Source organism: Sphingopyxis sp. sgz302558 (genome assembly GCF_057220455.1).
This window is the reverse complement of the sequence record NZ_JBXPUZ010000002.1, coordinates 119,655-141,545: the sequence shown is the minus strand read 5'-3', so window position 1 is coordinate 141,545 and position 21,891 is coordinate 119,655. Positions and strand designations below refer to the sequence as shown.

Here is a 21,891-nt window from a genome sequence, read left to right as displayed (position 1 = left end):
TCATGGGTGAGAGACAGATGCGGTTTGGCGCTTATGCGGCGTTGCTTGCCTTGGCATTGGCCGGGTGCGAGATCGGGGACCAACAGGCGGGCAAAGCCACAGGAAGTGCCGATGCCGACGCATCGCTGTGGCCCGCTGCGGCCAGCCCCGCCGCTATCACCTCGCCCGCGACCGAAAAGGCCATTGACGACATATTGGCGCGCATGACGCTGGAGCAAAAGGTCGGCCAGATAATTCAGGCCGATATCGGCAGCATCAAGCCCGGCGACCTGGCCCAATATCCGCTGGGATCAATATTGGCGGGCGGCAATTCGGGGCCCTATGGCAATGAACGCGCGAGCGCGGCGCAATGGGCAAAGCTGGTCGGCGAGTTTCGCGCAGCATCGTTGCGGACTGGAGCGGGTATCCCCATATTGTTCGGGGTCGATGCCGTGCACGGCCATTCGAATGTGCCCGGCGCGACAATTTTTCCCCACAACATCGGCCTGGGCGCGGCGCGCGATCCTGCGCTGATCCAGCGCATCGGCGTTGCCACCGCCGCCGAAATCGCGGGCAGCGGCATCGAATGGACTTTCGCGCCGACGCTGGCGGTGCCGCAGGATGTGCGTTGGGGTCGCACCTATGAGGGCTATGCCGCCGATCCGGCGCTGGTGGCCCGCTATGCCCGGGCGATGACGCTGGGGCTGCAGGGCGAGCTGGTCGCTGGTCGCCCGCTCGATCCGCTGCGCGTGGCCGCAACGGCAAAGCACTTTCTGGCCGATGGCGGCACCGCCGATGGGCGCGATCAGGGCGATGCACGCATCACCGAGGCCGAACTGATAGCCAAACACGCGCAAGGTTATCCGCCTGCCATCGACGCAGGGGCGCTGACCGTGATGGCCAGCTTTTCCAGTTGGAACGGCGTCAAGCACCATGGCAACAAGACGTTGCTGACCGATGTGCTGAAGGACCGCATGGGCTTTGCCGGGTTGGTGGTGGGCGATTGGAACGGCCATGGCCAGATTCCGGGCTGTGCGGCGACCGATTGTGCGGCGGCGATCAATGCCGGGCTCGACCTGTTCATGGCACCCGACAGCTGGAAGGGCCTGTATCAAGCGACGTTGGCCGCGGCCAAAGATGGTCGCATCAAGGTGGCGCGCATCGATGACGCGGTGCGGCGCATCCTGCGGGTAAAGTTCAAACTTGGCCTGATGGGCGATATGCCAACGATGCGCGGCAATCCGGCGTTGATCGGCGCGCCCGCGCATCTGGAACTGGCGCGCGAGGCGGTGGCCAAATCGCTGGTGCTGCTGAAAAACAATGACGCGGCGCTGCCCATTCGGGCGGGCAGCCGCGTACTGATCGCGGGTCCGGGCGCCGATGACATGGCGATGCAGGCAGGCGGATGGACGATCAGCTGGCAGGGCACCGATACCAAGGCGGCCGATTTCCCCAACGGCCAGACCATCGGCCGCGCGATCGCCGATGCGGTGCGAGCGGGCGGCGGACAGGCGACCATCTCGGCCAAGGGGGACTATGCCGCCAAGCCGGATGTCGCCGTAGTCGTCGTCGGCGAGCGTCCCTATGCCGAATTTGAGGGCGATGTCCCCCACTTGGCCTTTGCCACCAGCAATGCCGACATGGCGCTGATCGCCCGGCTGAAGGCACAAGGCGTCAAGGTGGTGGTCCTGTTCCTGTCGGGACGCCCGATGTTCACCGGCAAGCTGATCAACCAGGCCGATGCCTTTGTTGCCGCCTGGCTGCCTGGCACACAGGGGCGCGGCGTTGCCGATGTGCTGGTGGCGGCAGCAGACGGCAAGCCAGCGCGCGACTTTGTTGGCCGCCTGCCCTTTGCCTGGCCCGCCGATGCGCGCGCGCCAATCGATAAGCCACTGTTTGCGGCGGGTTATGGCTTGTCCTACGCCAAGCCGGCGCGGCTGGCGGCGGTGAACGAAGACCCACGCGTCGATCTCGCAGCGCAGGCGCGCACGCAGGCGACCAATTATATTGTGCGCGGCAAGGTGCCCGCACCTTGGCATCTGGGCATCGATGGTTCGGTCAGCACGCGCGCGGTCGACCTGTCGGCGCAGGAAGATGCGCGGCAGTTCCGCTGGAACGCCGATGGGCAGTTTGCCGTCAATGGGCCGGTGGTCGATTTGCGAGGGCCGCTGGGCGAAGGGGCATCGCTGCTGATCGACTGGCGCATCGACCAGCCCGCGAGTGGGCCGGTGCTGGTGTCGTTCGGCGAAGCGGCATTCAACCTGCGCGCCGAGGCAAGCCGCAAGCCCGCCGGCACCATCTTGAAAACATTGGTCCCCCTGCGCTGTTTCCGCGACGCGGGCACCAAATTTGGCGCGGTCGGATCGCCGCTGCGCATCAAGGCCCCCAAAGGCTTTGTTGCCACCATCCGCAATGTGCGTATTGAAGCGGGTGGGGGGAACGGCCCCTGCCCGGTCGCAACGAAATAGAAACAACGGAGAGACGGATGGCCTTGCAAGTTGGCGCGCAACCCCAGTCGCAGGGTGACGCAACGCATATCGACGCCCCGCAATTGCAGCTGTTCGTCATGGGGCTGTTCTTCATCTTCGGCGGCATCACCAGCCTGAACGATGTCATCATTCCCAAGCTGAAAGAGCTGTTCACGCTTAGCTACACGCAGGCGTTGCTGGTCCAGTTCTGCTTTTTCACCGCCTACCTCGTGATTGGTATACCGGGTGCCGCGCTGGTTAAGCGCATTGGCTATATGCGCGGTGCCGTGGCCGGATTGCTTATCATGATGGTCGGATGCTTGCTGTTCATTCCTGCGTCGCAAAACGCCACCTATGCCTTGTTCTTGCTCGCACTCTTTGTGTTGGCCAGTGGTGTGGTCATCGTGCAAGTGGTTGCAAATCCGCTGATCTCGCTGCTCGGGAAGCCTGAAACGGCACACAGCCGCCTGACTTTTGCGCAAGCTTTCAATTCGCTGGGCACCACCGTTTTTCCCATTGCCGGGTCGATCCTGATCCTTGGCAGTTTGGCCAGTGTTACCGCTGCGGATTTATCAGGGGCAGAGCTCGATGCTTATCGCACGGCAGAAAGCCAAGCTATTGTAAATGGCTATGTCGGAATCGCCATTGCGCTCGCCATCGTAGCGGCGGCGGTGTGGATGTTCCGAAACCGTCTGAAGCAAGAGATTGTCACCGATGAACGCGCGCTGGTAACGCCGGCACGCTATGGACTTGGACTGGCGCTCGTTATCGGCGGAGCTGTCCTAGCGACGCAAGGTCAAGCCGTGATCGGGCTGGTCCTAATTCTCTTGGCCCCAGTTTTGTGGTTGTTTGACAACGACTTGCTACGCCGTAAGCGCTTCAGCTTTGGTGCAATGTGTATATTCCTTTACGTCGGTGCCGAGGTCGCCATAGGGTCGCTGATCGTCAACTATCTCATGCAAGACCACGTCCTTGGACTGGAAGAGCAAGCTGCTGGCAAGCTGATCGGGCTTTATTGGGGCGGGGCCATGGTTGGACGCTTCATTGGGTCGGCCCTGTTGCGCGTGGTCAGCCCGGGCAAAATTCTGGCATCCGTGTCGGTCGGTGCGATTACCCTAATCGCGCTATCCGTCTCCACCTCTGGCGCGGTCGCAGGATATAGCCTGCTGGCAGTCGGGTTGATGAACTCGATCATGTTTCCAACGATTTTCAGCCTTGCATGCGAACGGCTCGGCGCGCGCGCAGCCGACGGATCAGGCATCATCAACGTGGCTATCTTTGGCGGAGCAGTCATCCCCCTGATAACGGGCATCATCGCTGATACGACCGGCAGTCTGGGCACAGCGTTTCTGCTTCCTGCCGTGTGCTATGCGATCATTGCCGCCTTTGGCCTCTACGCGCGTCGCCCGGCGGTTGACGAGACAACGTTCGCCTGACTTACTTCATCGTCGCCAGCACCAGGCCCGCCAACCCCGCCAGCCCGGCCAGCACAATGAACAGCGCGCCAAAGCCGTAATCGGGCACCAGCGCCAGCGTCAGCCAAGGCATGACCAACGAAGGCACGGTGTTGGTCAGGTTGAAGACCCCCAGATCGCGGCCCCGATGCTGCGGGGCGGGCAAGACGCGCAGGGTCTGGCTGCTGTGCAGCGCGAGGAAGATGCTGCTGGCGAGGCCGAACAGCGCATAGCTGACAATGGCCACCGTCAGGCTGGTCGCCGCGGCCATCGCCAGCAGCCCGGCAGCGACCAGCGCGGCACAGATAGCAAGCGGCACAAAGGGGCGACCGGCCTGGTCCGACCAGCGCCCGATGACCAGCGTGCATGGCACGGCCACCGCCAGCACGAGCGTGAAAATCATCGCCACGCGGTTTTCGCCAAAGCCTGGCTCCACGCTTTGAAACCACAGCAGCATGAAGGCAAATAGCGACGCTTCGGCAATCTGGACCAAGAGGCGCGCCAGCCACATGCGGTTGGCCGATGGACCCAACCTCAAGCGGCGTGGGGTCGCGGCCGGGGCCATCAGCAGCGGCATGGCCCGGGGGGAGCCGGCAAGCAATAGCGGGCCGACAAGCAACAACGTCATTACCGCCACCGCCGCGTGGCGCTGCCCGTCAAGGCCCAGCGGAGCGAAGGTAACGACAATACCGGCAAAGGCCCCCAAAGCCGGGGCAAAGGCGAGCAGGCCGCCGAGCAGCCCCTTTTGCCCGTCGGGAACATAGTCGCCCGCCCAGGCCCCAAGCGGCGCGAGCATCATGTTCAGCGCGAATTGCCAGGCGATGATCAGCGCGATTAGCATTGGTCCGTTGCTGGCCTGCGGCATGGCGACCATCAGCGCGCTCGACAGCAGCAAACCCCCGGCAATCCATGGGCGGCGAACGCCGCTGCGGTCGCTGGCCCAGCCAAACAGAATGTTAGCAATGCTGGCCGTCACGGCTCCAGCAAGCGCGGCATAGGCCAGCAGCGTCAGCGCGCCGTCGCCCGCCAGCCCCCCCGCCTGCAGCGGCAAGATAATCGTCAGGAATGGCACATAAGCAACCGCGCCGCCCGCCGCCGCAGCAGCATAAAGCATCAGGAAGCGCAGGTCCTGTCGGAGCGTACCTTCCGGGTCAGCTGCCGGCATGGCCGCCCGGCGGTGCGGTGCTGCCCCGTTCGACCAAACTGCCCGTGATGACCACCGGCTGTTCGGGTGGCGGCGCGGCGCCGTTGACGATCAAGAGTTCCACCGCTTTCGAAAAGGTACCGGCGATGGGCTGGTCGACGGCGGTCAGTTGCGGGTCGGTAAAGCGGGCGGCCGGGCTGTTGTCAAAGCTGACGAGCGACAGATCGTGTGGCACGCGCAGTCCGCGCAGTACGGCCGTATCGAGCGTTGCCAGCGCCATTTGGTCGCTGCTTGCGATGATTGCCGTTGGCGGCGCGGCGCTGCCCAGCAGCGCGGATGTCGCGATGGCGCCGCTGGCATAGCTGAAATCGCCTTGCGCCAGCAGCCCGTCGGTAGCGAGGCCCGCTGCCGCCATGGCGTCGCGCCACCCGTCAATGCGCCGCTGCGACAGGCTATATTCGCCCGACCCAGCGATGAAGCCGATGCGCCGGTGCCCCAGCCCGAGCAAATGGTCGGTCGCCAGCCGCGCCGAATGTTCATCACCCATGGTCATCGCGATACCGGGCCCAACTTCCCGCGATCCGATCCGCGCAAAGGGGATTTTGTGCGCGGCGAGCAACCCGGTGATTTGCGGATTTTCCGAATGTGGCGGAGTCAGGATCACCCCGTCGGGTTGCAACGCCGCCAGCGCCGCGCCCAGTTCGCGCTCGACATGGTCGCTGTGGGTATCAACCAGCTCGAAAATCATCCGATAACCATATTCGGCACATTTCAGCATGCCGCCAAGCAGCATCTGGTCGACCCAGTCGCTGCCCTGACGCGCCTGCCAGTCGGCGATGGTGCGGTCGCGGTCGTTGATGGCGAGGATCAGATAGCTGCGCGACCCGCTCATTCGCTGCGCGGCGAGCGAAGGAACATAGCCCAGCTTATCGATGGCAGCCTGCACCCGCGCCTGCATGGCCGGGCGGACATTGGGTTCGTTGTTGATGACGCGGCTGACCGTTTGCAGCGACACCCCCGCTTCGGCCGCAACATGCTTGATCGTGACCGCCTGGCGGCGTCTCGCCATCTGCGCCTAGTCCCCTGTAACGCCTTTCATACAGGCCAACCCCGTTTCAGGATCATCCTTGCACTGATAAATGCGGACCCAGTCAATCAGAAATTCAGCGGGCAGCGAGTTCATAATGATGCCCTTGTCATTATTTTCTTCGGACAGGCGCCCGCCGATGGCCAGATTGGCCATGATGTAAAAGGGCTGGTCGAATGGCGCGACGGGATTGCCTTTGGCGCGCTTCGAGGCCGTGTTCCACTGGTCAGCCGTGACCTGCCAGTAAAACCGCCCGTCGAGGTAAAAGCGCATCAGCCCCTTTCCCCATTCCAGCGTCCAGATGTGAAAATCGTCAGACGGCAGCGCCTGATCCGGCAAGCCAACGCGCTGATGGATATGGTCGTTCTTTGGCGCAAGGTCGCCATAGTGAACCGCGCTCAGCGTGCGATTTTCGCCGACGCCGCCGGTGCAAACATCACAGCTGGCGCCGATGTTGACCGCCTCCAATATGTCGATCTCGCCCGACAGCGGCCATGGGCCATAATGGTCGTCCGCCGGCATCATCCACACCGCCGGCCAAGTACCCTGCCCTGTTGGGATTTTGGCGCGGAATTCAAACTTGCCATAGCGCCAGCTGGCGAGGCCGCGCGTGCGCACTTTGCCCGAGGTGAAGGGCTGCGTGACCTTGGGGTTGGGCATCGAGGCAATCTCGGGCGGCCGGTCGGGACCGGTGTAGCGCTCGGTCCGCGCTTTCAGCCGCAGCATGCCGCCTGACACTTCGACATTGGCGGGTCTGCCGGTGTAGCATTGCCGTTCGTTGTTGCCGCCGCCCCAGCAGGATACTTCCGGCTTCCATTTTTCTCGATCGAGTTCGGACCCGTCAAATTCGTCGGACCAGACAAGCTGCCAGCCGCCATCGGCGCGCGGTGTTTCGGCAACAGCCGTCCCCGACACCAGCAGCGCCGCAAACGCAGTGGCACCTATCATTTTTTGCATCACGCCATACTCCAATGCTTGCGCCACCGTGCATCTTCGATGCGCGCTTGCGCAAGCACCCGGCCGCGCCGGTCAGAAGTCGAAGCGCGCCAGGAAGGTGAAGCGCCGGTCGTTGCGGAAGGCCGAACGGCGAACGCGCGTGCCATCGAAATCAATGACCTGGCTGGTCTGCGTCACCTCGTCGAGCAAGTTCACGCCCTGCACCCCAATTTTGACATTGGGCGTCACCGCGAAGAAAATCGACGCGTCGAGCTGTCCCGTTGCCTCGCCATAAATGGGTGAGAATGGGAAGATCACGTCGCGCGGCGTCTGGAGGAAGTCGGACCGCCAATTATAGGCAGCACGCGCCGACAGCGGCCCTTTTTCATAGAAGATGGTGGCGTTGACCGTGTGCTTGGAAACGCCCGCCAGCGGCAGCCCGCCTGCAAAGGGGCTTTGTTCGGCGCCGAGCGAACTGTTGTTGAAATCGCCCGCATCGACATAGGTATAGGTCAGCTGCGACCCCAAACCGCTGAGGAACCCGGGGAGGAAATCATAGGTTTGCTGGTAGGCAACCTCGACCCCCTTCAATGTGCCACCGTCGCTGTTAACCGGCCCGTTGACCAGCACATCGGTGGTCACACCGCTGGGGCTGGTAAAGCTGCGCACATTGGCACCGCCGTTCACAATGCCTTGAATGTCTTTCACAAAACCCGAAACGGTTATCGAGCCGACACGGTCGAAATACCATTCGAACGACAGGTCATAGTTCCACGATGACGTTGGCCTGAGCAGCCGGTTGCCGGTGAATATCTGGAACAGCGGGCCAGTCTCTAGTGTGCCGCCCGACCGCAAATTGGTGGTATTGTCGGAAATGCCGCCGCCGGTCGCGAAGGCCGAGAGATCGGGGCGCGAAATCCCCTTGGACACCGCCGCGCGGACGATCATCCCGTTGCCGAAATCGACGCGGGCGTTGAAACTGGGCAGCCAATTGTCGAACTTGATGTTCGCGCTGTCGTCGATCACCTCACCGGTGAAAACCGAGGCAAATTGCGCCTGCCGCGCGGGTGACAGGCTGCAATAGCCCGGTGCCACCTGCCCCGGCTGGACCGCGCCGCAAGCGACCAATATCTCGGCGACACTTACCCGACCATCGCCATTGCCACCGGGAGGTGTGTCGAAAAACTGACCGGTGGGGAAGCTGATCGAGCCGCCGCTGCGCACCGTCGTTTCGACATAGCGCACGCCGATATTGCCAACCAGCTCGATATCGCCGCCCAGATTGGCACCGAAATCGGCGCGGGCATAGGCACCGAAGGTGCTCTCCTCGACATCCGAAATTTCCCCTGCAGTCCAAGGTCCGCCGGGCAGCGCGTTGGTGCGCGCCGAAATCGGGAACCAGGCATTGGGGGTCAGGGTGAAGGCAGTGATGGCTGACGCCTGCGTCTGGATCGCGCCGCTCAGATAATCGGCGACCAGATTATCGCCGCCAAAGAAGAAGGCCGATCCATCGCCGAACGGCACCGGCGCATTGCCGCGCTGGAAATTGCTGCCGAACGGATTGCGCAGCGCCGCGGAATTGGGGAAATCGCGGACATAGGCGCCGCCGCATCCGAACGCTTGGAAATCGGCGCAGTTCCAGTTACCGCCACGCCCGGTCCACGGCGCGCCCAAATTGCCCCAGTTGGAGAAATTGGCGTTGCGCGTGACACGGCTGCGGTCACCCCAACGGGCCCCGAAGCGCGCCTTTTTGAAGAAGCCGTCATCGCTGACATCATATTCGACATCGGCGCGCATTGACGTCAGGTCGCCTTCGTTGCGCACGCGATTGTCGATCAAGAACCAGTAGAAGGTACGCGCGGGATCATTGAAATAGCCCGCAGGAGACCCCGTGGTGCCGGGTTCCAGAAACTGCACCTGCGGCGTGCTGCCGCTGTTGTCGATGGCGACGTCGGTGTAGGTCTGCATCGCCGAAATGAAGCCGTCCTCGGTGCGGTCACTGTTGATATGCTGCACCTCGAAGTTGAAGCGCAGCCGATCGGTCGGATCGAGCTTGATGTGCAGCGAGAAATCTTCGGTCTTGGCTTCATCCTCGCGCTGGAAACGGAGCAGCTCGGTCGGGATGCCGCGCCCGCCGGTGAACGGCTGGAGCTGTGTCAGTGTGCCCGCGACAAATTGGTTGCCGTCATAGGTCGCCGTGGTGCCAGGCGCGAGCACGGGGAAAAGCGCGTCGTCGTTGACGAGCGCCAGCGCGGCGAATTCATTCAGCGTGGCTTCGGTTTCGGCGCGCAGATATTCAAACGTCACCAGCGCGCGGCCATCGGTGCTTTCCCACTGCGCCACCGCCGAATAGGCGTTGCGATCGCGCGTCAGGTCGGTGGTGCGGACGCCTGCGCCCTTGGGTACGAACACGGCGTTTGCGGGCGGGAAGGTCGACGGATCGCCCGGCGTGCCGCCAAAACCGCCCGAACCCACAGGCCGGATGCGGATGCACGGCTGGTCGAGCGTCGGCGCGCGATAGCACGGGTCAGTAATTTGCGACGCGTCGGTGCGCGTCACCAGCTCCGACTGGGCATAGGCGAGCTGGATGCCGAACGTGCCTGCACCCGTCTCGAACGTATTCGATGCCAGCACCGAGAAACCGGGCGACCATTCTTTGGCAAGGTCGCCATAATTGCCCTCGATCGTGCCAGCGATATTGAAGCCGCGCTTGTCGAGCGGCTTGCGGGTAACAAGGTTGACTGTGCCTGAAATGCCGCCGTCGATCATGTCGGCGGTCGTGTTCTTGAACACCTCCACCCGGCCCAGCAGCTCAGGCGAGACATCGTTGAACGACAGCTCGCGTCCGCCATTGGCCGAGAAAATGTCGCGGCCATTCAGTTCCGAGCGGACAAAAGGCAGGCCGCGGATAATGACCCCCGACCCTTCGACCGAAAAGCGGTCGGGGTCGTTGCGCTGTTCAAAGCGCGAGATATTGATGCCAGGCACGCGTTGCAGCGCTTCGGCCACCGAGCGGTCGGGCAACGCGCCGATATCTTCGGCGGTAATGACGTCGACGAAAGTGTCGGCATCGCGCTTGATGCCCTGCGCGCTTTGCAGCGACGCCTTGAAACCGGTGACGACGATTTCGTCTTCCTGTTCGGCGGCAGGCGGCGTTTCTTCGGCTTCGCCGGCGTCCTGTGCCAGCGCCGGTTGCGCAGCAAAAGCGCACAATGCCAATGTCGATGCTGTGGTAAGTGCCGCCAGACGCGACGCCCCTGCTGCTGCTGTGCGAGCCAAGCTATCCTCCCTATAATCCCTGTTGCGGCAAATTTTTTATCCACCGTCGTGCACAACATTATCATAATTGAGAGCGTTCACAAGCAGGAAAATGAACGTTCACATTTGACAGTGTTGCGATAAGGTGATGCGTGCAGCATGACTGCAGCAAGGGGTGCACCATGGCCATTGAGCAGATCATCATTGTTGGCGGCGGGACGGCAGGCTGGATGGCCGCAGCCGCGCTGTCGCGGCTGAGCGCGCAGCGTCAGGTAGCAATCACGCTGATCGAATCCGAAGTGATTGGTACCGTGGGTGTCGGCGAGGCAACGATCCCGCCCTTTCTGGATTTCAACAAGCTGCTGGACGTTGACGAGCGCGAGATGCTGGCTGCCGTGCAGGGCAGCTTCAAACTGGGTATCCAGTTCGTCAATTGGGGCAAGCTGGGCGACAGTTATATTCACCCTTTCGGTGCCTATGGCTATCAGATGGAAGGAATCTCCTTCCATCATGTCTGGCACAAATATCGCAGCAGCGGCGATCAGCGGCCCATCCAGCTGTTCAATCTGGAAACCATGGCGGCCTTTTTCGGAAAATTCGCGCGCACCGAGGATTACCAGCGCGAAGATCTGCCACCCGTCAACTATGCCTATCATCTCGACGCGGGCCGCTATGCCAAATATCTGCGCGGCTATGCTGAAGCGCGCGGCGTCGTGCGGGTTGAGGGTAAGGTCGCCGATGTCGCGCTGGATGGCGAAACCGGCTTTGTAACCAGCGTCACCATGGACAATGGTTCGGTGCTCGCCGGCGATCTGTTTATCGACTGTTCGGGCTTTCGCGGCTTGCTGATCGAACAGGCCCTGAAAACTGGGTATGAGGACTGGACCCATTATCTGCCGTGCGACCGCGCCGTCGCGCTGCCCTGTGTGCGCGAGGACGGCAGCGGCCCCCTCCCCTACACCCGCGCTACGGCGCACAGCGCCGGGTGGCAGTGGCAGGTGCCGCTGCAGCACCGTAACGGCAACGGCCATGTTTATTGCAGCGGCTTTATGGAGGATCAGGAGGCGCTCGACATTTTGGTGGGTAACATGGCCGGCAAGCCGGGGGCGGAGCCCAATTATCTGCGTTTCGTTACCGGCCGCCGCAAGAAATTCTGGAACAAGAATGTCGTCGCGCTCGGGCTGTCCGCAGGGTTTATGGAGCCGCTGGAGTCCACCTCCATCCACCTGATCAATACTGGCATTAACAAGCTGATCGCGCTTTTGTCATTGGACGGCGTGACGGCGGTACAGGAGGAAACCTTCAACCGGCTGACCGCCAAGGAATATGCGCGCATCCGCGATTTTCTGGTGCTCCACTATAATGCGACGACGCGCGACGACAGTGATTTCTGGAACCATTGCCGCACAATGGCGGTGCCCGATAGCCTGACTGAAAAGGTCGAACTGTTCCGCCACAATGGCCAGATTTTCCGTGAGGATGACGAGCTGTTTACCGAGACCAGCTGGGCCGCGGTCATGATGGGCCAGGGCATTATGATGGGCGGCCACAATGCAATGGCCGATGCGCTGAAGGAGCCATCGACGGGCCGCGAAATCGATGCGATCCAGCAATCCATTCAATATGTGGTCCAGCATATGCCCGCCCACGGCGACTATCTGCGGCAATATTGTCCGGCCACGGCCTGACCCGTCAGCTCAGCAAGCGAACGTCGCTGATGTGGCGGCGCCCCGCTTGCCGCGTCATTTGCACGACAATATCCACCATCGAGCGGGCATAATCGACGGTCTCGCTTCGCGTCAGGCCCAGCCCGGCCTGCATACACATCAGCGCAATTTGTTCGAAGGCCCCATCGACCGAACTGGCGTGGATGGTGCTGAGTGACCCCGGGTGGCCCGTGTTAATCGCGCGCAGAAAGGTGACGGTTTCACCGCCGCGCAGTTCGCCCACCAGCAAGCGATCGGGCCGCATACGCAGCGATGCGCGCATCAGATCGTCAACCGTAACCCGCGCCTCACCCTGATCGCCTGCGACCGCCACCAACCCCACAGCGTTGGGGCGATCCAGCCGAATTTCGGGCGTATCTTCGATGGCAATAACCCGCTCATGCGCCGGAATTTCCTTAAGCAGCGCGTTGAGGAGCGTGGTTTTGCCCGATGAGGTACCCCCGGATAGCAAGATGGTTTTGCGCGCCGCGACCGCGCTGCGCAAGAAGCCGGTCAGATCGCCGTCGAGCAGCTGCGCCGCCAATCCCGTATCGGCACCGGGGTTGGCGACTGGCGCGGTGCAGCCCGCCAGGCAATCGTCGAGCGACATGTCCTGGACGATATGTTTGCGGATGGCGAGCGCCACCGCGCCGCGCGTCGCGGGCGGCAGCACCATCTGCACCCGTGCGCCGCCGGGTAGCGTCGCGGCTAGCAGCGGCGTCTCGCGGCTGACCCCCTGGTGGTTGATGCGTGCGATCTGGTGCGCGAGGCGTTCGAGCAATTGCGCGTCGATTGCCGGGATAAGGTGGCGCTCCATCGCCGCCGCGCCGCTGCGTTCGACCCACACTTCGCCGGCACGGTTGACCAATATCTCGGTCACGTCCGCTGCCTCCAACCATTGGCCGAGGGGTGCGAGATATGACCTTAAATAGACATTGGCGTCGTCCGCCGCGACGGCGCTCATCATGTTCATGGCGCGCCGCCGTCGGTGCCCGAAAAATCAAGATCGCGCGCCAGAAAGATGCGGATCGCGGTGCCCTGCGCCACCTTTACCGTTGGCGGAATGTTGATGTCGTTCTGCAGCGCGGTTCCAGCCACCGATTTGGCATCGTCGGCAGTGCGCACCACCACTTCATTGTTGTTGTTTTGAAGCAGGCCGAGCCCCGATTGCACCACCGACAAAAGGATCGCCGAGCCAAAGCGTTTCAGGAAATGCGTATCAACTTTGCCGCCCAGCCCAGCGCGGCCGAGCGTGTCGGTGGCGGGCGAGCCGAGCGAGATGGTCACCCCGTCGGGCCGCGTCAGCCGCGTCCATACGATGAAGGCGCGCGTCTGCCCCGCCGCCAACCCGCTGCGATACTGGCCGATCAGGCGGCTTCCCGCCGGAATCAGCACGCGGCGCCCATCAAAGCCCATGACATCGCGGCTGACCACCGCGCGGACGTATCCGGGCAGGTCGCTGTTAATCGCGGTTTCGAGCACGCCAGCGATAATCGCCCCTTCGGGCACGGTATAGCTGCTGTTGGCGATGCGCACGGCGCGTGCGGGCGCATTTTCGGCGCGCGCGACGCGGTCGGCAAAGCGGTCTTCGGCGCTCAGTCCGTCCTCCTTCGTCCCTGCCAGTCCAGGGGTCGGTGGCAACGGCGTCGCACCGCCCTTCGTGAGGTCGACCACCACGCCAGGCGACTGGAAGCGGCTTACCGTGCCCGCATTGTTCGGACCGACAATGCCCAGGACGGGCGCCCCGTTGGGTGGGGGCGGCACCAGAACCGGTGGCGGCAGTTCAGGTGGCCCGGGCTTCAACGTTGGTGCGGGGGGAACGAAGCCGCCTTTTGGCACTGCCGTCGGCACCGCCGCCGCACTTTGCTGCGCCGCGGTCCGCACATTGGCGTCGCTGCGATTGGTTGCGAGCGTGGTAAAGGTCAAAATACCGAGCAGGCCGATGCCGACAAATCCCAGTTTCAGCCCCGGCGAAAGACCCGGCGGCATAGCGACAGGCGAGGCAAGTTGCGCATTGGCAGCCTTCAGATCGTCGACTTCCATGGCGGCGCGCGGATCGGTGTCGGCGGATTTGAGCAGCGTCATGGCTGGCCTCCGGTCGGGCTGACAACCGCGGCAAAGCCGGGGCGATGTTCGGCTTGCCCGCCACCAAGCAGGCCACCGAAAAGACCGCGCTTCTTCTTTTTCTCGCGCTTTTTCGGCGCGTCAGCACCTGGGGTTGGTGCGGCATAGGCATCATTGAAAATGAAAGTCACATCCTTGCCCGAGCGCAGCACAAATTGCGGTGCGATCTGTTCGACCACCGTATAGGGGCCGCGGATGGCGAAATTGACGATGCTTTCGCCAGCATCGGGCGTGATGCTGAAAATCGCCGGTGCAGGCGCACCTGCGGCAAAACGGAAATAGGTTGCCTTGCCATCGTCGAACACCTGTTCGGGCACCGTGCCGATCGCGCCGTCATAGCTATAGGCGCGGTTCCATTGTTCGGGCGGCGTCGTGATTAGCGGCGCGGCGGCGGGCTGAACCAATTCGGTCGGCTTTGCCGGATAGCGAAAGCGCACCGCATAGGTGATCTGATGCTGCGGCACCTTGGCCCCCGACCGTGCGACCAGTTCCAGATTATAGCGGCGCCGATTGGTAACGATGGCCAGATTGGTGGCCTGCGGCAGCCCGACGGGCTTCAGGAACATCACGGTCCCTGCGCCATTGGGCGTCACCTGCCACCCCGAGGCATCGCCGATGCCAACCGTTTCAATGCGCTCGCCGGGTTCGAACTCCAGCATCATCTGGTAACCGGTGTGGCCGGTCAGCCGGACGACGCTGTCGGCGTTGTAATCGACATAGCGGATGTTGGGCGACACCGGTGCGGGGTCGACCTGCTGCGCGGCGACCGGCAAGGCGGCGCCCAATGCGACGAGCAGGAGAAGGGAGCGATGGGGCGTCATGCGGCGTTCCTCGCTGGTTTAATCGGCGCGCGGACGGCGGCAACGCGGCCGCGCGTGATACGACGGTCGGTGCTAGCCACACTCGCAGGCGTTGGCGTCGCGGCGAATTCGCTGCGCTGCGGCAACAAAATCTGGCGCTGCGGCGCGGCTGCAACCGACCCGGTGGCAACCGCCGCACGCTCGATCGACCCGACCAGCGCCTGCATGCGTTCGTTGTAAATGGTGGGGGCACCGCCCTCGCCCGCCATCGCAGGCGCCGCGGCGGCGGGTGATGGCGCAGCCGGTGCGCCGCCCAACTGGATCGTCCAGCCACCGACAATGGTGCGGCCGATGCGGAATAACTGCACCGCGACCGCGACCATCACCAGCAGCACGACCAGTATCGCCAGCGCCGAGCGCAGCGAGAATATACCCTGCCCTGCAGCGACAAACATATCGGTCAAGATCGGTTCAAGCAGCGCCACCGCGCCCGCCGTGGTCATGGTCGCCATCAGCGGCACGAGTGCCATCATCAAGGCCGCGCGCGCCCAGCCCAGCGTCAGCCCGCGCGTGCCAGCAAACAGAGCCAAGATGGCAAACACTGGCCCGAGCAGCAGCAGCAAACCCAAAATAATCTTGGCAATTACCAGCACCCCAGCCGAAACGAGCACCAGCAGCAGCGCACTGCCCAGCAGCATATTGGGACCCAAGGAGTCGCGCGGCGCAATCAGGCCAAGTGCGCCGCTGGACGCTGGAGACAGCGTTTCCGGCGTCGGTACGGCGGTGTTGGACGCGGTACCCGGTTGCGCATTTGGTGTCGCCGGTGCCTGCGCCATGACTTGAGCGTCAAACTCGGTCCAGGCGTCGGCCAGATCGACCATGCGTCCCGCCAGCACATCGACCCGTTCATTAAGGTCAGCGGTGGATGCGCCAGGGGTGATCGCGCTGGCGATCTCCTCGGGGCCGTCGGTCAGCACGTCATAGACCAGCACCTGATAAGTCGCCCAATTGTTCGACAGCGCCAGCACCGCCCCGATCAGCAGCATTCGCGGCGCCATGTCGCCCATACTGAGGCCAGCGCGGCCGAAGATAAGGCGATAGCCAAGGAAGGCGACATAGAGCGTGAGCGCGATGGTCAGCGCCGTGCCGAATGGGCTGCCCGGGCCCATCAGGCTGGCATAGCCCGCCTGGACATTCGATTGCACATAGCAATCGACGGTCGCGACCATCGTTTCGGCGCTGCCCGCTGCGGGGTTGATAGGGGCGCAGGCGGACATCAGCGGCGGCCCCCCGCCCACAAGACGGCCGGCCCATCGTCGGCAGCGGCCAGCAGCTGCGGCATCCAGGCATCTGGCGCATCGCCATGTTCGGCGCGGATGGCGTCCAATTGCCGGACGCTGGTTTCGCGGCCGGACAGGATGGTGATCGCGTCGGGCATGTCACCCATGTCGAGCCGCGCGACCACGCTGGTGCCGCCCTGTTTGATCAACACGCAGCGCAGATGCTCGGGCAGCGAACGGACGAGGTCGAGTTCATGTTCGGTGAGACCGAAACCGCCGCAATAGTCGCTGGCCTGCGCCTTGGGATTGCTCATGAACAATTGCGTGGCCGATTGTTCGATGATGGTGGCGGCGATCCGGCTTTCGATGGCGTCGCTGGCGCTTTGCGTGGCAAAGCCGACGACGCCATTGCGTTTGCGGATCGTCTTCATCCAATCCTTGAGCCGGTAGGCAAAGGCTTCGTCATCGAGCGCCTTCCACCCTTCGTCGATCACAATCATCGCCGGATGGCCGTCGAGCCGTTCGTCCACACGGTGGAACAGATAGAGCATCGCCGGGGTGCGCAGCAGCGGATGATCGAGCAGCGCGGTCATGTCGAAACCGCAAGTGCGCGCGTCGAGCGTCAGCCGGTCGGTGGGGTTGTCGAACAGCCACGCATGTTCACCCGCGCCATACCAGGGCGCGAGCCGCGAGGCGAGGTCGCCGCGCACCGGGCGCGTGCCGCCGGCAAGCAGCTCGACCAGATAGCGCAGCTGGCGATATTCGGTGGGCTGGTCGAAATTGGCATCGACCGCGCTGGCGATGATGGCATTTTCATCGGCCGTCAGCTGGCCGCCCGCTGGAGTGAGCAGCTGCGCCAGCCATTGCCGTAGAAACGCCTGATTGCCGGCGCTGCGCGGCAGTTGCAGCGGGTTAAAGCCGCTGGGCGTGCCCGGACGCAGCACATCATAATGGCCGCCGATGGCGCGAATGAAAATCTCTGCGCCGCGATCCTTGTCGAAGAAGAAGGTGCGCGGGGCGAATTTTTGCGCCTGGGCAATCAGGAAGTTCAGGACCACCGTTTTGCCCGACCCCGATGGCCCGATCAGCGTAAAATTGCCCAGATCGCCAACATGCAGATTGAAGAAATAGGGAGTGCTGGAGGTGGTTTCGAGCACCGTCATCGGCTCGCCCCACGGCCCGCCGGCCGGCACGCCGATGGGAAAACCGTGCAGCGATATCAGCCCCGAAAGATTGGCGGTCGACACCAATGCCTTGCGCGCGATGAAATCAGCATTGCCCGGGAATTGGCCCCAAAATGCGCTTTCCAGATTGATGTCTTCGCGGACCGCAACCGCGCCAATATCGGCGAGCGCGGCCTGCACATCGGCAACGGCTGCGTCCAGCGCAGACAAGCTGTCGGCACGGACATGGACACTCAAATGATGTTCGCCATAAGCGGCCGCGCCGCCGGTCAGTTCGTCTTTTGCGCCCAGCAACCCCTGGCGCAATGAAGTCGTCTCGTCAGACGCTGCGCGCAGGCGGCGTAGCGCGAGGCCAATGCGTTCATCGGCAATCTGGCGGTCAACAAAAGCATAGCTTTCCGTGAGCGTCAGTTCGTGCGGCAGGCGCAGCAGATTGTCGAGCATGCCGGGGCTGGTGCTGGCCGGATAATCCTTGATCGACACCATGGCGCCGAACCGCGAGACTGCTTCGGTCGCGCCCTTCAGATGCAGCGCATCGAGACCAAAGCTGATGCGTTTATAGGGCAGATATTGCCCCGCATCGCCGCCGGGTTCGAGCACTGGCTGCATTTCCCCGTTGAACAACGCCGAGAGGATTTCGAGCGGTTCGGAACACACACCTGCCGCACCTTCGTAGCAGCCCAGCAGACGCGGACCATAGCGGTTGAGCGCCGAAAGGAGGTTGACCCGTGCCGCATCAAGTTCGCGTAAGTCACGCGCCTGTTCAGCCAGTTGCTGCGCGCTGCCCGCCTTGCCGCTGCCCCATTTGGTCAGCCGCTCGACCAGCCCGACCTTGCCCCGCGCCGGGCGCCGCACCAGCGTCAGCACGATGTCGTTGACGTAAAGTTGTTTGCGCGCCAGCCGATATTGCCAGGCTTCGTCGAGGTCGCGGGCAAAACCGGCAGGCTGTTCGCCGGACAATTCCGCCGTGACCCGCCGCCGGTTGACGTGGCAGTATAGCATTAGGTTCGCATTGGCGATGCCGCGGAGCACCACGTCGCGCACTGCGGCCATATGGTTGAGCGTTTCGCTGTCCGCCGTCTCGAACGCCAGACCGTCGATCTGGATCATCTGCACCAGCGCGCCGTCACGTGTCGCCAGCGTATGGCCGTTGATATGCCCGGCATAGGGCAAGCGATCCCCGGCGCGGGGATCGAGCGTGGCAACTTTGCTGGCGGCGGAGCGGCGCATCGGGGATCAGGGCCGGTAACTGTTGCAGCGCCACAAATCGTGGGTGCGGGTGCGGCCACAACGGCTGACTTTGGTAATCCACAGGTCGAAAATGCGCGGTTCCTTAAGGCACGCCATATAGCCGATGGCATGGATCACCGCCGCCGCCGGGATCGCCCAGAAAGACCGGGTAATCAAGAAAATCTCTGTCGTCACGACAAGGTTGATGACGAAATAGCTGTAGGTCACCCCGCCGAACATCTGCGGCTGAGTCAGTGCCCGGAAGATGGGGGTGCGGTTGAGCGGGGTCATGGTCTACCCACCAACGGCGGCAGCTTGGATCCCCGAAACAATCGCCGTCGCACCGAACAGGATAAAGCAGCCGATGATTACGGTTGCACCAAAGCGCCAGTTCATCCGGCCGGTCAGCATCATCAGCCCGACCACCGCAACTGCAATGACCGCCGCCGTGGTCGCGACATTGCCCAGCAGCGTACCCTGCATCCACGCCATTGCGTTGATGATCGGGCCAGAACCCTGCGGGTTGGCCCCCGCAACCTGCGCCAGCGCGGGCGATGTCATCGCGGCGGCGACAGCGATTAGGGCCAGAATAGAGCGGATAAGGGCTGTCATGACGACCTCGTTCATTCTTCGCCGCGCCGTGCCATGGCCGTCGTCAAGCGACCCATGATCGTGCGCACATAGGCTTGGGTTTCGGGATAGGGCGGGATTCCCCCATATTTCAGCACAGCGCCCGGCCCGGCATTATAGGCCGCCAGCGCCAGCGGAACATTGTTGTCAAAACGCAGCAATTGCTCGCGCAGATAGGCCGTGCCGCCCGCGATATTTTGGTGAACGTCGTGCGGGTCGCTGACCCCCAGCTGCCGCGCGGTCCCCGGCATCAGCTGCATCACACCCATCGCCCCGGCTGAAGATTTGGCGCGCGCGTTGTAGCGCGATTCCTGCCACGCCACGGCATCGACCAGAGCCCCGCTAACCCCGTAAAGCTCGGCAGTTGCCTGAATTTTCTGGCGAATCCCTTCTGCACCGGGAGCCAAACCAATGCCGGAGGACGGTGCGACCGGCGATGCGACCTCGGGCTGCCAAACGGGCTGCGAAACTTGGACGAGCTCGCCGCTGTTGGTTAATTCGAACACGTCGGCATGCGCCGCCGCGGGCAACAAAAGTGCCCCGAAAAGGGACATGACTTTGGCACAGGCGGGGCTTGACGGCATACAGAACGCCTACGCCCCAGTAGTTGAAAATCGGTTAAAAATCTTAACCACAACGACCCTGCGCCGCCATGGCTAATCGGGCTTAACCAATTGCCGTAAGACTAATTTCAAGCGTCGTTGCCATCTCTCCACGCTGATGAAACCGAATCCGTTGCTGACGGAGGCGACTGCAGCTTCATCAAGGGGGCCAGAATGAAGGACGCATTGCATCGCGTGGATACCGAGGACGCAACCGAAGTTGCGATGCCCGATGATGTTGCGGTCATCGCCTCTGATCTGGAAAATACGCCATCGCTGGGCAGCAAGACGGCGCCGGCCGCAGCGCTCCTGCTGGCCGCATGCGGCGGCGGCGGCGGCGGAGATAGCGGTGGCGGCGCGCCTCCGCCAGCCGCTACCGTGCTCAAACCGGCGACCGATGCCGAAGCGGCGCGCTTCATCCTGCAAGCCAGCCTTTCGGTATCGACTGCCGAAATTGCAAGCATCCGTTCAATCGGGTTTGAACCCTGGCTCGACGAACAGATCAATGCGCCCATCGCCCAGACCGGTGTCGCCTGGCTGGCGTCGCGCGGCTATGATCAGGTTACGTCGGCCAACTTCTTCGACAATGAATATCCTGGCGATTACATGATTTGGAACCAGTTGCTGTCCCAGCCGAACGGTGTTCGCAAGCGGGTAGCGCTGGCCTTGTCCGAATTTTTCGTGGTTTCGCTGACCGGGCTTGATTTCAGCTGGCGGTCACAGGCCATCGCCTTTCATTGGGACCAGCTCAACGCCAACGCGTTTGGCAACTTCCGCAAGATGCTGGAAGACGTAACGCTCAACCCCGCGATGGGGTATTATCTTAGCACCCGCGGCAATCGCAAGGAAGATACCCGTACGGGCCGCGTGCCGGACGAAAATTACGCGCGCGAGGTGATGCAGCTGTTCACCATCGGCCTTACCGAACTCAATATCGACGGCACGCCGCGGCTGGGCAGCAATGGCCAGCCCATTGAAACCTATACCAATAATGACGTGACCAATTTGGCGCGGGTGTTCACTGGCTATGACTGGGATTTCACCGGCAATGTCCGCACCCCGTCAACCGGTGATCCCAACCGGCTGATCAACAACACCCGCTATGTCACACAGCCGATGACGCTGGACCCGACCAAATGGGAACGCCCCTCGACCACCAGCCAGCATTCGACGCTGGAGGTCAATTTCCTTGGTACCAACATCCCCGCCAACACCGACGGTACGGCGGCGCTGAAGACTGCGCTGGACGCGCTGTTCAACCATGCCAATGTGGGCCCGTTCTTCGCGCGCCAGATGATCCAGCGGCTGGTGACCAGTAACCCCAGCCCCGCCTATGTCGAGCGCGTAGCACGGGTGTTCAACAACAATGGCAGCGGAACCCGCGGCGATCTGCGCGCGGTGTTCAAGGCCATTTTCATGGACAGCGACGCCCGCAGCGCGGCCAGCCTGACCGCGCCCACATTTGGCAAGGTGCGCGAACCGATGCTGCGTTTCACCCAGTGGGGCCGGACCTTTGGCGCGACGTCGACCAGCGGCAACTGGACCATCGCCAACACGTCGGACGCTGCGACACGGCTGGGGCAAAGCCCGCTACGATCGCCGTCGGTTTTCAATTTCTTCCGCCCCGGCTATGTGCCCGCGAACACCGCCATCGCCACCAATTCGCTGGTCGCGCCCGAATTCCAGATCGTCAACGAAACCAGCACATCGGGCTATGTCAACTTCATGGCATCGTCGATTGGCACCACCAATGGCGTTAACAACGATGTGCGTCCGAACTACACGAACGAATTGGCGATCGCGCATGACAGCACGGCGTTACTCGACCGCCTGTCGCTGTTGCTGACGGCCAATCAACTGTCCGACGCCAACAAAACGGCAATCAAGACGGCGCTTGACGCCACCACGGTCACCCAGACCAGCAGCGATACCGACAAGCTGCGCCGTATCCATGCCGCCATCACGCTGGTGATGGCTTCCCCCGAATATCTGGTTCAGAAATAGAGGCG

16 protein-coding genes are annotated in these 21,891 nt (G+C 62.8%); 4 read left to right on the top strand and 12 right to left on the bottom strand.

The window, feature by feature from the left end; all coding sequences use genetic code 11:
- Positions 1 to 2 precede the first annotated feature (2 nt).
- Positions 3 to 2,447 carry a glycoside hydrolase family 3 protein gene (locus AC2TC0_RS05965; protein ID WP_484716601.1) on the top strand — a complete coding sequence of 815 codons (2,445 nt, stop codon included), beginning with the start codon at positions 3 to 5 and terminating at the stop codon, positions 2,445 to 2,447.
- 17 nt (positions 2,448 to 2,464) lie between these two features.
- Complete coding sequence (locus AC2TC0_RS05960) at positions 2,465 to 3,883, top strand: sugar MFS transporter (protein WP_484716600.1); 1,419 nt, start codon at positions 2,465 to 2,467, stop codon at positions 3,881 to 3,883.
- 1 nt (position 3,884) lies between these two features.
- Here the strand turns inward: AC2TC0_RS05960 and AC2TC0_RS05955 are convergent, their stop codons facing one another.
- The 4 genes from AC2TC0_RS05955 to AC2TC0_RS05940 form a co-directional block, all read right to left on the bottom strand.
- Complete coding sequence (locus tag AC2TC0_RS05955) at positions 3,885 to 5,066, bottom strand: MFS transporter (RefSeq protein ID WP_484716599.1); 1,182 nt, start codon at positions 5,064 to 5,066, stop codon at positions 3,885 to 3,887.
- Positions 5,053 to 6,114: a LacI family DNA-binding transcriptional regulator gene (locus AC2TC0_RS05950; protein ID WP_484716598.1), complete on the bottom strand. Its 1,062-nt coding sequence runs from the start codon at positions 6,112 to 6,114 to the stop codon at positions 5,053 to 5,055. Before AC2TC0_RS05950 ends, AC2TC0_RS05955 begins: the two co-directional genes overlap by 14 nt.
- Before the next feature lie 6 nt (positions 6,115 to 6,120).
- Positions 6,121 to 7,089 (bottom strand): glycoside hydrolase family 16 protein, encoded by a 969-nt coding sequence (locus AC2TC0_RS05945; RefSeq protein WP_484716597.1) that lies wholly within the window; start codon positions 7,087 to 7,089, stop codon positions 6,121 to 6,123.
- Between the two features lie 72 nt (positions 7,090 to 7,161).
- Positions 7,162 to 10,347, bottom strand: a complete 3,186-nt coding sequence (locus tag AC2TC0_RS05940; RefSeq protein WP_484716596.1) for a TonB-dependent receptor — start codon at positions 10,345 to 10,347, stop codon at positions 7,162 to 7,164.
- 161 nt (positions 10,348 to 10,508) lie between these two features.
- Here AC2TC0_RS05940 and AC2TC0_RS05935 point away from each other — a divergent pair, with 161 nt between their 5' ends.
- Positions 10,509 to 12,014, top strand: a complete 1,506-nt coding sequence (locus tag AC2TC0_RS05935; RefSeq protein WP_484716595.1) for a tryptophan halogenase family protein — start codon at positions 10,509 to 10,511, stop codon at positions 12,012 to 12,014.
- A 4-nt stretch (positions 12,015 to 12,018) separates the two neighbouring features.
- Here AC2TC0_RS05935 and virB11 read toward each other — a convergent pair whose 3' ends face one another.
- The 8 genes from virB11 to AC2TC0_RS05895 are packed head-to-tail and all read right to left on the bottom strand — an operon-like array spanning position 12,019 to position 19,786.
- Complete coding sequence (virB11, locus tag AC2TC0_RS05930) at positions 12,019 to 13,005, bottom strand: P-type DNA transfer ATPase VirB11 (RefSeq protein ID WP_484716594.1); 987 nt, start codon at positions 13,003 to 13,005, stop codon at positions 12,019 to 12,021.
- Positions 13,002 to 14,117 (bottom strand): type IV secretion system protein VirB10, encoded by a 1,116-nt coding sequence (gene virB10, locus AC2TC0_RS05925; protein ID WP_484716593.1) that lies wholly within the window; start codon positions 14,115 to 14,117, stop codon positions 13,002 to 13,004. Before virB10 ends, virB11 begins: the two co-directional genes overlap by 4 nt.
- Entirely contained in the window at positions 14,114 to 14,977 is an 864-nt protein-coding gene (locus tag AC2TC0_RS05920) for a TrbG/VirB9 family P-type conjugative transfer protein (RefSeq protein ID WP_484716592.1), read from the bottom strand. Before AC2TC0_RS05920 ends, virB10 begins: the two co-directional genes overlap by 4 nt.
- On the bottom strand, positions 14,974 to 16,233 hold the full coding sequence (locus tag AC2TC0_RS05915) for a TrbL/VirB6 family protein (protein ID WP_484716591.1): 1,260 nt from the start codon (positions 16,231 to 16,233) through the stop codon (positions 14,974 to 14,976). Before AC2TC0_RS05915 ends, AC2TC0_RS05920 begins: the two co-directional genes overlap by 4 nt.
- Positions 16,233 to 18,650 carry a VirB4 family type IV secretion/conjugal transfer ATPase gene (locus tag AC2TC0_RS05910; RefSeq protein ID WP_484716590.1) on the bottom strand — a complete coding sequence of 806 codons (2,418 nt, stop codon included), beginning with the start codon at positions 18,648 to 18,650 and terminating at the stop codon, positions 16,233 to 16,235. The genes AC2TC0_RS05915 and AC2TC0_RS05910 overlap by 1 nt, the downstream gene beginning before the upstream one ends.
- Positions 18,651 to 18,656: 6 nt before the next feature.
- On the bottom strand, positions 18,657 to 18,941 hold the full coding sequence (locus AC2TC0_RS05905; protein ID WP_484716589.1) for a VirB3 family type IV secretion system protein: 285 nt from the start codon (positions 18,939 to 18,941) through the stop codon (positions 18,657 to 18,659).
- 3 nt (positions 18,942 to 18,944) lie between these two features.
- Positions 18,945 to 19,262, bottom strand: coding sequence for a TrbC/VirB2 family protein (locus AC2TC0_RS05900; protein WP_484716588.1), 318 nt, complete (start codon positions 19,260 to 19,262; stop codon positions 18,945 to 18,947).
- 11 nt (positions 19,263 to 19,273) lie between these two features.
- Entirely contained in the window at positions 19,274 to 19,786 is a 513-nt protein-coding gene (locus AC2TC0_RS05895; protein WP_484716587.1) for a lytic transglycosylase domain-containing protein, read from the bottom strand.
- Between the two features lie 270 nt (positions 19,787 to 20,056).
- On the opposite strand from AC2TC0_RS05895, the gene AC2TC0_RS05890 reads away from it, so the two are divergent.
- The gene (locus AC2TC0_RS05890; protein ID WP_484716586.1) at positions 20,057 to 21,886 is read left to right on the top strand and encodes a DUF1800 domain-containing protein; all 1,830 of its coding nucleotides are present in this window, start codon (positions 20,057 to 20,059) and stop codon (positions 21,884 to 21,886) included.
- Positions 21,887 to 21,891 lie beyond the last annotated feature (5 nt).